We start from the raw sequence: 12335 nt of genomic DNA, 5'->3' as shown, positions 1-12335 counted from the left end.
CGTCCCATCGTCCGTGCACGGTCCACGCGTCAGCCGAACAGCGCCTCGATGCCCTCGCGATAGCGGCGGCTGCCCTGCACTTCGCTGTCGTCGGCGAGCACGACGACGAAATCGCCGCTGAACTGCGGCTGTAGCTCACGGATGTGGCGCGCGTTGACGATGCAGGAGCGTGAGACCCGCACGAAGCCGTCCGGGTCCAGCCGCGCTTCCAGGCGGCTCAAGGTTTCGCGCAGCAGGTGCATGCGCTCGCGCGTGTGCACCTCGATGTAGTTGCCGGTGGCCTCGAAGCGCATGACGTCCTCGACGTCGACCAGGATCACGCGGCCGGCCTTCTTGATCGGAAGGCGGCGCACATGGCGCCGCGCAGGGCCGCTGCCGAGCTCGCCGAGCACCGCCGCGACGCGCGCCGCCAGGCCGTCCGGCCTGGCGGACAACTTCGCCCTCGCCCGCGCCACGGCCGTCCGGATCCGCTCCGGCTCGACCGGCTTGAGCAGGTAGTCGAGCGCATGGATCTCGAAGGCGCGTACCGCATACTGGTCGTAGGCGGTGACGAAGATGGTGGCCGGCATGCAGTCGGGACCGACGGCCGCCACGACGTCGAAACCATCGGCTTCCGGCATCGAGATGTCGAGGAAGACCAGGTCGGGCTGCAGCGCCGCGATGGCGTCGATCGCCGCCTTGCCGTCGCCGCATTCGCCGACCACCTCGATGTCGGGTTCGAGGGCCAGATACTGGCGGATGCCGCGCCGCGCCAGTACCTCGTCGTCGACGATCAGGGTACGGATGCGCATGGGCCCTCCTGTAGCGGGATCGCCAGTGAAACCGCGGTGCCGCCGCCGGGATGCTCGCCGATGTCGAAGGCATGGCCCGCGCCGAACATCTGCTGCAGGCGTGTGCGCGTGTTGGACAGTCCGATGCCCCACTGTATCTGCCCGCCCAGGCCGGCGCCGTTGTCCGTCACCGCCAGGCGCAGCATGCCGCCTTCGGCGCGCGCGCTGATGACGATGCGGCCGGGCCGCGCGCGGCGCGCCACGCCGTGACGGATGGCGTTCTCCACCAGCGGCTGTAGCACCAGGCTCGGCACGCGCGCCTCCATCAGGTCCGGCGCGGCGTCGACGTGGTAGCTCAGGCGGTCGGCGAAACGGATCTGCTCGATCTCCAGGTAGGCGGCGATGAAGTCGAGCTCCTCGCGCAGGGTGACTTCGCGGCTGTCGTCCTTGTCCAGCACCTTGCGCAGCAGCCCGCACAGCAAGCGCAGCATGTGCCGGGCCGCCGCCGGGTCGTCGCCGATCAGCACGTCGATCGAATTGAGCGTGTTGAACAGGAAGTGCGGCTGCAGCTGCGACTTCAGCGCCAGCAGCCGCGCTTCGGCGAGCTGCGCCTCCAGTGCCAGGTGGCGCCGCTCCCGCTCATGGACAGCTTGCTGCAGGCGCAGGAACTGGACCGCAATGGTCAGCACCCAGTACACCGAGAGGCTGGGCAGGAAGGCCGTCGCCAGCAGGCGCGCGTAGGTCGCGCTCCAGTCGGTGCTGAAGCCGGGCGCGCCGACCAGCGGCGCGGCGAAGGCATACACCGCCATCTGGAACAGGGTCGCGGCGACGCTGCCCGCCGCATGCACGGCCAGTGGGCGCCAGAACGCGCGCCGCTCGAAGGGCAGGCGTGCGGCCAGCCGCAGGATGGGAAGTGTCAGCAGCGCCCACGCGCCCGCCCATACCGACCAGGCGGCGAAGGCGCCTCCCCAGGGGATCGGCTGGCCGCGCACCGCGGAGGCGACATGGGACTGGGTGGCGAACACGGCGGCGCACAAGGCCCAGCCCACCAGTGTCCAGAGGACGGGGCGGCGGCCGATGGCGAGCTGGCTGAGGGACACGATGGCACCATGAAGGAATGGACTGAGCAGGCGCATGTTACACCGGGCGCGGCCGCGCGTCCCCTTTTGCCCTCACTGGCCGGCCGCTTGCACGCGGGGTACCGATGCCCGGGGAGGCAAGAGGCCAAGCTGCCGCATGATGCCGATGGTGTCGCCCGTCGCCCACTCCTCGGCGATCTTGCCGTCCACGAAGCGGAAGGTGGCCTGGCCGGTCGCCTTGACCGACTTGCCGGTGGCCGGTATGCCGTTGCCGCTGCCGGTATTCGTGCCGGTTGCGGTCCAGCGCACGGCGACCAGGTCTTTCTCGGCGAGGATCAGGTCGATGTTCATCTTGAGATCGGGGAAGGCCTGGCGCCAGCCCTTGGCCTCGGCCAGGCCGCCTTCGCGCGTGAACCTGCCATTGCCGGCGTGGCCGATGAAGTCATGGGTGTAGGGCACGGTGAAGATGCCCTGGTTCAGGCCCTCATCGTAGACGCGGCGGGCGAGGGATTTGTTCAGCTCCTCCTGGGGGCCGGCCAGCGCGGCATCGGTAGCGAGGAAGCCGAGGACGAGCGCGGCGATGCGCAGGGTGGACAGGATCTGGTGGTGCATGGTGGTGGTCTCCGTTGTCAGGGGCGCGACGTGCACCCGAGACGCCATCCTGGGGCTGCGGAGCTGCCACGCCGGCGGATGTGTGACGAGCGGACAGGGAACGGTGACGAGCGGCGGAGAATCCGGGACGGCAGGCGCCCGGGCTGTGCGATACCGAAACGGCAATCATTGGCGCGACATATTTCATCGGTCGCGCGCAGCGTATGTACCTATGCTGGCGGAGCAGTATCCAACAACAAACTGGAGACAAGATGATGAAAACACTGCTGGCGCTCTGCTGCCTGGCGCTGGGTATCGCCCTGGGGCCCAAGGCCCAGGCCATCGAACTGGCAGGCCTCAAGAACGCGCACGACCCGGGCACGATCACCAAGGACGGCGACACCTATTTCAACTTCACCACCGGCACCGGGATCTGGTATTCCACCTCGAAGGACCTGCTGACCTGGACCGGCGGTCCGGGCCCGGTCTTCACCACCTACCCGGCCTGGATCAAGAACAAGATCCCGAACTTCGCCGGTTCGTTCTGGGCGCCGGATGTCATCCAGATGAACGGGCAGTACTACCTGTACTACTCGGTATCGACCTTCGGCACCTCGTCCTCGGCCATCGGGGTGGCGCGCTCGCCCTCGCTGAAGAACCCCGTGTGGACCGACCTCGGGATCGTGGTCGAGTCCTTCGGCGGCGCGAGCGAGATCAATGCGATCGATCCGGCGCTGTTCCGCGACCATGACGGCAAGGTGTACATGTCCTGGGGCTCCTTCTTCGGCGGCATCGGGCTGGCGGAGATCAACCAGTCGACCGGCAAGCTGGCCGGCAGCGTCAGCACGATTCTCGGCGGTGGCCACCAGGACATCGAGGCGCCTTACATCACCCGCAACGGCAACGATTACTATTTGTTCGTCAACCGCGGCAGCTGCTGCAAGGGCAGCGACAGCACGTATTACGTCGAGGTGCAGCGCGCGACCAATATCCGCGGCCCCTACTCGGGCACCCGCACCGTGCTGCCGGTCACGGACGGGAAATACCGCGGCCCCGGCCACATCGGCCTGCTGAAGCAGGACGGCTGCAACTTCGTCTCCACCCACTACTACGACCTGCAGGACAAGGGCAACGCCAAGCTCGATATCCTGCGCATGAGCTACAGCGGCGGCTGGCCGGTCCTGAGCCGCAATTTCACGAACTTCGCGGGCTGCGGCGGCATCAGCGACGGCGTCTACAGCTTCCGTTCGCGCCACAGCGGCAAGGCGCTGACGGTGGCGAATGCGTCCACGGCGGATGGCGCCATGGTCCAGCAGTTCACCGATACCAATGCCCGCCACCAGCAATGGCACGTGATCGGGCAAGGCGACGGCTACTACAGCATCATCAATGCCAACAGCCTGCGCAGCCTGGACAACTACGGCAATTCGACCACCGCAGGAACGAATATCGCGCAATGGGGCTACTGGGCCGGCAGCGGCCAGCGCTGGCGTTTCGCCAGCCCGGCCGCCGGGTATTACACGGTGGCGAACCAGCTGAGCGGCATGGTGCTCGACGTGAATGCCCGCAGCACGGCGGACGGTGCGCAAATCATTCAGTATCCCGTCAATAATGCCGCCAACCAGCAATGGTCGCTGATCCGCCGGTAGGTTTTAATCGCGCCGGCGGTCGGACAAGAATTGCCGGGCGCGCGGATGCTGGGGATTCGTGAAAAAGTCCTCGGGCGTGGCACGCTCGAGGATCCGTCCTTCGCTCATGAACAGGATGCGGTCCGCGACTTCGCGTGCGAAGCCCATCTCGTGGGTCACGCAGACCATGGTCATGCCCTGCCCCGCCAGCGAACGCATGACGCCCAGCACTTCGCCCACCATTTCCGGATCGAGGGCGCTGGTCGGCTCGTCGAACAGCATCACGGGCGGGCGCATGGCCAGTGCGCGCGCGATCGCCACGCGCTGCTGCTGGCCGCCCGAAAGCGCGTTCGGATAGGCATCGCGCTTGTGGGCCAGGCCCACCTGTTCCAGCAGCTGCATGGCATAGTCCCTTGCTTCCTTCGCCGTGGCGCGCTTCAGGTTGACGGGCGCCAGGGTGCAGTTCTCGAGCACCGTCAGGTGCGGGAACAGGTTGAAGTGCTGGAACACGAAGCCGATCCCGGCGCGCAGGGCATTGACGTCCGTACCCGTGGCATGGATGTCGCGGCCGTCGACGCTGATGCTGCCGCCGTCGATTTCTTCCAGCCGGTTGAGGGTGCGGATCAGGGTCGATTTGCCGGAACCCGAGGGGCCGCACACGACCACGACCTCGTTCTTTTCCACCCGTTCGCTGACGTCGACCAGGGCGTGGTAATCACCGTACCACTTGTTGACTTTATCGAGAACGATCATCGTTCACACTTCCTTTTTTACAGTGCCTGCAAGGCGGCGCTCGAGCAGGAAGGCGAGGCGGGACAGGCCGAAACAGAGGATGAAATAGCTCAGGGCCAGGATCAGGTAGACCTCGACCGCCTGCGTGAACACCAGGGTGTTCACCTGGGTCGCGATGAACGAGACTTCCGACAGGCCGATGATGTAGCCGAGCGAGGTCGCCTTGATGGTCGAGACCAGCTGGCTGACGATCGAGGGCAGGCCCTTGCGCAGGGTCTGCGGCAGCACCACTAGGCGCAGGGCCTGCGGATAGGACAGCCCCAGCGAGCGCGCGCTTTCCAGCTGCCCCTTCGGCAGCGCGCGGATGCCGGCGGCCACGATCTCGGCCAGGTAGATGCCGTCGAACAGCACCAGCACCATCAGCATGGTGGTCGCCTGCCCGGTCTTGACGCCGGTGACCGCCGGCAGGAAGAAGTAGACCCAGAACACCACCAGCAGCAGCGGCACCGCGCGCACCAGCTGCACCAGCGCGGCGGTCGGCCAGCGGATGGCGCGCCGGCTGCTGACGCGGGCCACGCCCAGCAGCAGGCCGAGCGGCATCGCCAGCAGCAGCGCCCCTAGGGACAGCAGCACGGTGAGCGCCAGGCCGCCGAGCGGGCCTTCCGGATATTGGCCGACCAGGAAGTACAGCCAGTAGGTATCGATCAGTTCAATCATGCCGGGCGGACCGGATAGCGCCGCTGGAACAGGTAAGCGGCAAGGGAAATCAGGAGCGACACGCTCAGGTAGGCCAGCGTCGCAAAGGTAAAGGCTTCGAGGCTGCGGAAGCTTGCCGTCTCCACGCGCGCGGCCTGGTACATCAGTTCGGCGGCGCCGATGACGGTGGCCACGCTGGTGTCCTTCCACAGGTTGACGGTCTGCGACAGCAGCGGCGGAGTGGCCGCGCGGAAGGCTTGCGGCAGCAGCACCAGGCGCAGGCTGGCGAAGCGTCCGAGGCCGAGCGAACGCGCGGCTTCGAGCTGGCCGGGAGGCACGGCGCGGATGCCGCTGCGGATGTCTTCCGCCATGTGGACGCCGCTGTACAGCGCCAGCGCGATCACGGCGCACACGGCTTCCGGATTGTGCGCGTACAGGAAGTCGCGCGCGCCTTCCGGCAGCAGTTCCGGGAAGGCGAAGTACCAGAACAGCAGGTGGGCCAGCAGCGGCACGTTGCGGATGCCTTCGACGATGGTCGCGCCGAGCCCGCGCAGCGGCGCGAAGTGTGAGGTGCGCATGACGGCGACCAGCGCGCCGAACGGCAGGGCGAAGACGAAGCTGGCGGCGGTCAGCTGGAGCGAGAGGATGAGTCCCTGCACCAGCCAGTCATGGTACTGGCCGGATTGCAGGATGCCGGGATCGAAGAACTGCAAGGGTGGTGCTCTGCTCTGGGGTCAGATCTTGTCGGTGCTGATCTTGAACTGGCGCTTGGCGATGTTGGCGCGGGTGCCCGGGCCATACCATTTGTTGAACAGCTTCTCGGCCTCGCCGCTCGCTTCCAGGCCGCGCAGGGTCTCGTCGACCACGGCCTTCAGGTTCTTCTCGCCCTTGCGCAGGCCGAGCGCGATCGACTCGATGCCGATGCTGGTCGGAAGGATGGTGAAGCCCTTGGCGGCCGGGCCCAGCTTGCCATAGTCGGCCAACAGCGAGGACTCGTCGTTCACGTAGGCGATGCCCTTGCCCTGGCGCAGGGCCTGGAAGGCTTGCTGGGTGTTCTCGAAGGTGACTACCTCGGCGCTCGGCACGGCCTTGCGGATATTGGATTCCTGGGTGCCGCCGCGCACCGTGACCACCTTCTTGCCGGCCAGCTGGGGCAGCGCACTGACGCCGCTGTTGGCGCGCACCATGACTTTCGAGCCGGTGACGAAGTGGGTCAGCGCGAAGTCGACCTGCGATTCGCGTTCCTTGTTGTGGGTGAGCGTGGCGGCCAGCACGTCGACGTGGCCCTGCTGCAGCTCGGGAATGCGGGCCGACACCGACATCTGCTTGAACACTGGCTTGACGCCGATCTTCTTCGCCACCGCGGTGGCGATGTCGATCTCGTAGCCCACCAGCTGGCGGGTCTTGGGGTCGATGAAGCTGTTCGGTTCGTCGGTGCCCAGTACGCCGAACACGATCTCGCCCTTCTTCTTGATGTCCGCGAGCTGGTCGGCCTGCGCGGCGGTGGCGACGAAGTTGGCGGACAGGGCGAGCGCGCCAATGAGGATGTGACGGCGAGTGAACATGTGTTTCTCCAGACAGCAAAAAATTCGATCACAGCAGTATAAGGCATGATCTTGCATGGCCGAACGATCAATTAGCCATAAGAAAATGCGCGTTTGGCTATAAGCACCGAGTAATGTTCATTCAACAAGGTTCAGCAAACCGCAGTGCCGCCTTCGCATGCTAAAGTAGCAATCAGCTCACAGATACGCGGAGGCAGGATGCTGGTCGTCACCTACAACGTCAATGGAATCGGCGCCCGCCTGGGCGCCCTGCTCGAGTACCTCGAAGAACGCAAGCCCGATGTCGTCTGCCTGCAGGAGCTGAAGGCGCCGCAGGAAAAATTTCCGGAGGCGGCGATCCGCGAGGCCGGCTACCACGCGATCTGGCATGGCCAGAAGAGCTGGAACGGCGTCGCCATCCTGACCCGCGACGGTCCGGCCCAGGAATTGCAGCGCGGCCTGCCGGGCGATCCGACGGATGAACAGAGCCGCTACATCGAGGCCGTCTACCAGGGCATCGTCGTGTGCGGCCTCTACCTGCCCAACGGGAATCCGGCGCCGGGGCCCAAGTTCGACTACAAGCTGGCCTGGTTCGAGCGCCTGATTACGCGCGGCGCCGAGCTCCTGGAAGCCAAGGTGCCGGTGGTCATGTGCGGCGACTTCAACGTGATCCCGACCGACCTCGATGTCTACAAGCCGGAGCGCTGGCTGACCGATGCCCTGTTCCGGCCCGAGTCGCGCGAGGCCTTCCAGCGCCTGATGTCGCAGGGCTGGACCGATGCGCTGCGCAGCATGTACCCGGACCAGGTGGTCTACACCTTCTGGGACTACTTCCGCAATGCCTTCGGGCGCGACGCCGGGATCCGCATCGACCACCTGCTGCTCAGCCCCGCCCTGGCGCCCGCACTGCGCGCCGCCGGCGTCGACCGCTTCCAGCGCGCCAAGGAAAAGCCGAGCGACCACGCGCCCACCTGGGTCGAGCTCGACATGGGTGCGGTGCGCTAAGATACTGGTCTATGCTCACACCCGAACAGTTCTTTGGTTTTCTCACCGCCGCGATCCTGATCACCCTCTCGCCCGGCCCAGACAACATGATGGTGCTGGGCGCCGGCATCGCCAAGGGCCGGGCGCGCGGCATCGCCTTCGGCCTGGGCTGCGCGCTGGGCTGCCTGAACCACACCCTGCTGGCCGTGGTCGGCGTCAGCGCCCTGATCGCGGCCTCGCCAACCGCCTTCACCGCGCTCAAGATCGCCGGCGGCCTGTACCTGATCTGGATGGGCATCGGCGCGCTGCGCAGCCGCGGCGGCGCCCAGGTGGCAGGAGGCGTGCCGGACGAATCGGCGCGCCAGCTGTTCTTCAAAGGTTTGCTCGCGAATGCCATCAATCCGAAGGTGGTGCTGTTCTTCCTGTCCTTCCTGCCCCAGTTCGTCGTGGCCTCGCGCGGGGATGCGAACTGGCAGATCGCCTGGCTGGGCCTGATCTTCACGGCGCAGGCGGCACTGCTGTTCGGGCTGCTGGGTTATTTTTCGGGGTCGATCGGGCAGTGGCTGAACCGGACGCCACGGGCGGGAATGTGGCTGGATCGAATCGCGGGGGCGATCTTCGTGGGGCTGGGGCTGCGGCTGATCGTGGCGCGCTGATACCTTCGCTCTCACCACCAGCAGTAGCCCGTCATTCCCGCGCAGGCGGGAATCCAAGTTTGTTCGCGGACCGCTAGCAAACTTGGGTTCCCGCCTGCGCGGGAACGACGGTTTTTAGGGCGGAGGTTTTTACAAGGTAATCATCACCTTCGCCGCCGGCTGCTTGCGCGCCGCCACCGGCACTTCCAGCAGCTGGTGCTTGCCATTCCAGCTGAACTTCACCGCACGCCCATCCACCGTCACCGCGCGCGGTTTCACCATTACGTTGTGTACCTTCAGCGAGAAGCCGCGTTCGGCCGGCGCCTGTGCCTTGCCGGTCTCGGTCTGCAGGGCGATCTCGAGCTTCCCTGCGCCGAAGCTGCTGGCGAATCGCAGGATCTCGTACTTGCCCTTTGCATAGGCATCGGCGGTCTCGCCATCGTCGTCGTACATCATGCCTTCGCCCTTGGCGATGGAGACGTCGTGGTAGTAGTGCAGGTCGATCTGGCGCGTCGAGTAATCGCGCGTGCTTTGCACCACCTTGGCCATGGGGATGAAGGCGCCGGCACGTACGTAGACCGGGATGTGCGCCTCTTCCGGCTTGACGATCTCGGTGATGCCGCCCAGGTGCTTCGCGCCGGTGTGGAAGTCGAACCAGACGCTGTCCTTGACCGGGAAGTGGACTTCCTTGCGGGTGGCGCCCGGCTCCACGATCGGCGCCACCAGGAAGTCGCGGCCCCACAGGTAGGTCGAGGACATCGCGGTGGCATCGTCTTCCTCGAACAGCACGGGGCGCATCAGCGGCATGCCGGTCTGGCTGTTCTCGAAACCGAGGGTGTAGTTATACGGCAGCATCGCATAGCGCAGCCAGACCGCTTCGCGCGCGAGCACCTTGGCGCGCGCGGAACGGAACACCGGCTCCGGCGCCACGTCGGCCTGGGCGTGCGGGCGGAAGATCGGCTGGAACACGCCGTACTGCAGCCAGCGCACATACAGCTCGTCGTCCAGTACCGGGCCCGCGAAGCCGCCGAGGTCCGAGTGCATGTAGCCGAGGCCCTGCATGCCCATCTGGAGCGAGATTTCCATCTGCGATTGCAGGCCGCCCCAGCCGCGGCTGACGTCGCCCGACCACGGGATCATGCCGAAGCGCTGCGAGCCCGAGTAACCGGCGCGCATCAGGATGAAAGGGCGCTCGTTCGGATAGTCCTTGCGGTAGCCTTCCGCGATCAGGCGCGCCCAGTCGTGACCGTAGACGTTGTGCACCTGGTCCGCTGTCTTGCCGCCGCCGTGACGCACCCAGGACGGATGCACTTCCGGCTCGCCCAGGTCGCCCCACCAGCCTTCGACGCCGCCCGCCTTCAGCTCCTTGTAGATGTTCCAGAACCAGTCGCGCCCCTGCTGGGTGTACAGGTCGACCAGGCCGGTGTTCCCGAAGTAGAAGTCGTAGGTGGCCGGCTTGCCCGACTCGTCGGTCGCCAGCACCTTGTGCTGGACCGCTTCCTGCCAGCGCCTGGAAGTCGTCAAAACAAATGGCTCGGTGATGACCACGGTCCGGACGCCCTTCTTCTTGAAGTCGGCCATCATCTTCTCGGCGTTCGGGAAGGTATCGCGGTCCCAGGCCAGGTTGCCCATCGTGCCCTTGACCTCCTTGCCGAACCAGAACAGGTCCAGCACGACGGCATCCAGCGGAATCTTCTCCTGCGCGAACCGGTCGACCACGGCACGGGTCTCCGCTTCGCTCTTGTAGCCGAAACGGCTGGCGAAATTGCCGAAGGCCCAGCGCGGCGGCAGCGGCTGGCGCCCGGTCAGGCTCGTGTAGTTGGCCATCACCTCGCCCCAGCTGTCGCCGGCGACCACCTGGTAGGTCTTGCGCCCGCCGAGCACTTCGTAGCGCAGGCTGCCGTCCTTGCGGCTGTCGAAGTCGAGATAGCCGACCTGCGGGTTGTCGAAGTGGATCGCGTACTTCTTCGAGGACAGCGCGACCGGGATGGTGTAGTTGAGCAGCTGCGAAGTCTTGCCGTAGCCGTAGTCGGCCTTGTTGTACAGCTGGAAGCGGTTGCCGCGGCGGTTCATGCCGACTGCGCGCGCGCCGGCGCCGTACAGCGCCTCGCCGTTCTCCAGCGCGAACTCGATGGTCTCGAACTTGCCGTCCCGGGCGTAGCCGCCCTTCTCCGCCACCAGCGGTTTGCCCTTGTACAGGTAGCTGATGCGGAAAGGCTGCTTGTCGACGACGACGGTAATGCCCGGAGTGGCGAACTCGATCCGGCTGCCCTCGGCCTTGAGGGTGGCACCGACGTTCACGGGCGCCAGCACCACGGCATGCGAGGACGACTCGTGCTGCTGGCCGTTCGGGATGAAGGTGGTCTCGACCACGTGGGCCGAATACGGCTTGATCAGGTAACGGCCGTCGCTGGTGGCCAGCTCCAGCGTGTTCTGGTTCAGGGTATGGCTTTGCAGCCGCCGTTCCGCGTTCTGGGCAAAGGCGGCGGGGCTGGCCATGAGGCAGAGGAGAAGCCGGGCGATCGTGGTTTTCGTCATGGGGTCTCGGTTGGTTGTCGTGAAGCGCAAGCGAGAGCATGACAGAAATTCACGCCGCGAAAAAGTGGCAATGTAATTAAATTACAGCCTAACCGGTACTCCTCAGGGTGGTGATGCGTCGGAGCTCGGCAAGGATGTAATCCGACTTCACCGCAAATAGGACATCACATTGTTCGCCACCCGCGCCGTCTCGGCCTCGGTGAGCGGCAGGCTGCGGAAGGCGGCCCAGGCTTCCTGCGGCCGGACCTCGGCGCCGATCGCCGCGTCGGAGCCGTACAGCACCCGCTCCATGCCGACCTGGCGCAGGCGCCGCACCAGGCGGCGCGCGTCGGCCGCCGACAGGCCGGGGCGCGCGAACGCGGTGACGTCGACCCAGACGTGGCGCATGCGCGGGTCCTGGCGCGCGGCGGCATCGGCCAGCACCGCCAGCGCGGCCAGCTGCGGCGCCCCTTCCCTTTCGCTGGAATAGGCCACCTGGACCGGGACGCCGGGTGCATGCGGCAGCAGCTGCTCGAGCAACAGGCGGGCTTCGCGGGCCCCGGTTTCGCGCAGCTGCAGCAGGATCGCCATGCCGCGCGCATTGGCCGAGCGGAACACGCGGCGCATGCGCTCGACCTGGGCCGGGTCGTCCAGCTGGACGCCGCCGTAGGCCGGCTGCAGCTTGATGCCGCGCCCGAAGCCGGGGCTGGCGGCGCAGCGCGCCAGTTCGGCCAGCGCATAGTCCTTCAGCGGATCGACGCTGCACAGCGCCACCAGGCGCTCGGGATACTCGGCGGCCTGGCGCGCGGTCCAGTCGTTTTCGGCGCGTACCCGCGCATATTCCTCACCGTTCGAAGCGGCCAGCTGTCCATACACGTAGGCCACCGACAGCAGGGCCGCGCGCTCGATGCCGGCGGCGTCGAGCTGGGGGATCAGGTCCTGCGCCGAGACCGGGCGCATGGCGGCGCTGGCCGACATGAAGGCCGCCGCGGCCGGGCTATACACAAGCTGGTGATGGTCGGCCACCGGCATGGCCGCCGCGGTGGCGCGCGGTGCGGCGGGTGCAGACGCCGCGGGACCGCTCCCTGCCAGCGCCAGGGCTGCGCACAGCAGAACGGGAAGACGCCTCATACATATACCTCGCGCGAAAAAAGCCGGT

At 66.5% G+C, this 12335-nt stretch carries 12 protein-coding genes; 3 read left to right on the top strand and 9 right to left on the bottom strand.

Translation table 11 applies throughout. The annotated features are described in order from the left end of the window. Positions 1–29: 29 nt before the first annotated feature. The 3 genes from ACSQ25_RS10565 to ACSQ25_RS10555 all read right to left on the bottom strand — a co-directional run bounded on the left by ACSQ25_RS10565 (position 30) and on the right by ACSQ25_RS10555 (position 2461). A complete protein-coding gene (locus ACSQ25_RS10565) occupies positions 30–791 on the bottom strand; it encodes a LytR/AlgR family response regulator transcription factor (RefSeq protein ID WP_436105644.1) in 762 nt (253 codons plus the stop codon). Further along, entirely contained in the window at positions 773–1870 is a 1098-nt protein-coding gene (locus ACSQ25_RS10560; protein WP_436105643.1) for a sensor histidine kinase, read from the bottom strand. The genes ACSQ25_RS10565 and ACSQ25_RS10560 overlap by 19 nt, the downstream gene beginning before the upstream one ends. 72 nt (positions 1871–1942) lie before the next feature. Beyond that, positions 1943–2461, bottom strand: coding sequence for an ester cyclase (locus tag ACSQ25_RS10555; RefSeq protein WP_436105642.1), 519 nt, complete (start codon positions 2459–2461; stop codon positions 1943–1945). 251 nt (positions 2462–2712) lie between these two features. Between ACSQ25_RS10555 and ACSQ25_RS10550 the strand changes: the two genes are divergently transcribed. Continuing rightward, positions 2713–4089, top strand: coding sequence for a family 43 glycosylhydrolase (locus tag ACSQ25_RS10550; RefSeq protein WP_436105641.1), 1377 nt, complete (start codon positions 2713–2715; stop codon positions 4087–4089). 3 nt (positions 4090–4092) lie between these two features. On the opposite strand, the gene ACSQ25_RS10545 is transcribed toward ACSQ25_RS10550, so the two are convergent. From ACSQ25_RS10545 to ACSQ25_RS10530, 4 genes are read right to left on the bottom strand one after another with little or no spacing between them, the layout of a single operon-like run. After that, complete coding sequence (locus tag ACSQ25_RS10545) at positions 4093–4821, bottom strand: amino acid ABC transporter ATP-binding protein (RefSeq protein WP_436105640.1); 729 nt, start codon at positions 4819–4821, stop codon at positions 4093–4095. A gap of 3 nt (positions 4822–4824) precedes the next feature. After that, positions 4825–5517: an amino acid ABC transporter permease gene (locus ACSQ25_RS10540; protein WP_436105639.1), complete on the bottom strand. Its 693-nt coding sequence runs from the start codon at positions 5515–5517 to the stop codon at positions 4825–4827. After that, on the bottom strand, positions 5514–6209 hold the full coding sequence (locus ACSQ25_RS10535; RefSeq protein ID WP_436105638.1) for an amino acid ABC transporter permease: 696 nt from the start codon (positions 6207–6209) through the stop codon (positions 5514–5516). Before ACSQ25_RS10535 ends, ACSQ25_RS10540 begins: the two co-directional genes overlap by 4 nt. A 21-nt stretch (positions 6210–6230) precedes the next feature. Continuing rightward, positions 6231–7061 carry an ABC transporter substrate-binding protein gene (locus ACSQ25_RS10530; RefSeq protein ID WP_436105637.1) on the bottom strand — a complete coding sequence of 277 codons (831 nt, stop codon included), beginning with the start codon at positions 7059–7061 and terminating at the stop codon, positions 6231–6233. 198 nt (positions 7062–7259) lie between these two features. On the opposite strand from ACSQ25_RS10530, the gene xth reads away from it, so the two are divergent. Together xth and ACSQ25_RS10520 are read left to right on the top strand one after the other, a co-directional pair. Continuing rightward, positions 7260–8045, top strand: a complete 786-nt coding sequence (gene xth / locus ACSQ25_RS10525) for an exodeoxyribonuclease III (protein ID WP_436105636.1) — start codon at positions 7260–7262, stop codon at positions 8043–8045. 11 nt (positions 8046–8056) lie between these two features. Next, complete coding sequence (locus tag ACSQ25_RS10520) at positions 8057–8680, top strand: LysE family translocator (RefSeq protein ID WP_436105635.1); 624 nt, start codon at positions 8057–8059, stop codon at positions 8678–8680. 129 nt (positions 8681–8809) lie between these two features. On the opposite strand, the gene ACSQ25_RS10515 is transcribed toward ACSQ25_RS10520, so the two are convergent. After that, complete coding sequence (locus ACSQ25_RS10515) at positions 8810–11197, bottom strand: TIM-barrel domain-containing protein (protein ID WP_436105634.1); 2388 nt, start codon at positions 11195–11197, stop codon at positions 8810–8812. 147 nt (positions 11198–11344) lie between these two features. After that, positions 11345–12307: an amidohydrolase family protein gene (locus tag ACSQ25_RS10510; protein ID WP_436105633.1), complete on the bottom strand. Its 963-nt coding sequence runs from the start codon at positions 12305–12307 to the stop codon at positions 11345–11347. Positions 12308–12335: the final 28 nt, after the last annotated feature.

It is taken from the genome of Massilia sp. LjRoot122 (assembly GCF_964252725.1).
Lineage (GTDB): Bacteria > Pseudomonadota > Gammaproteobacteria > Burkholderiales > Burkholderiaceae_D > Telluria.
This window is presented reverse-complemented; position numbering and strand designations above follow the sequence as displayed.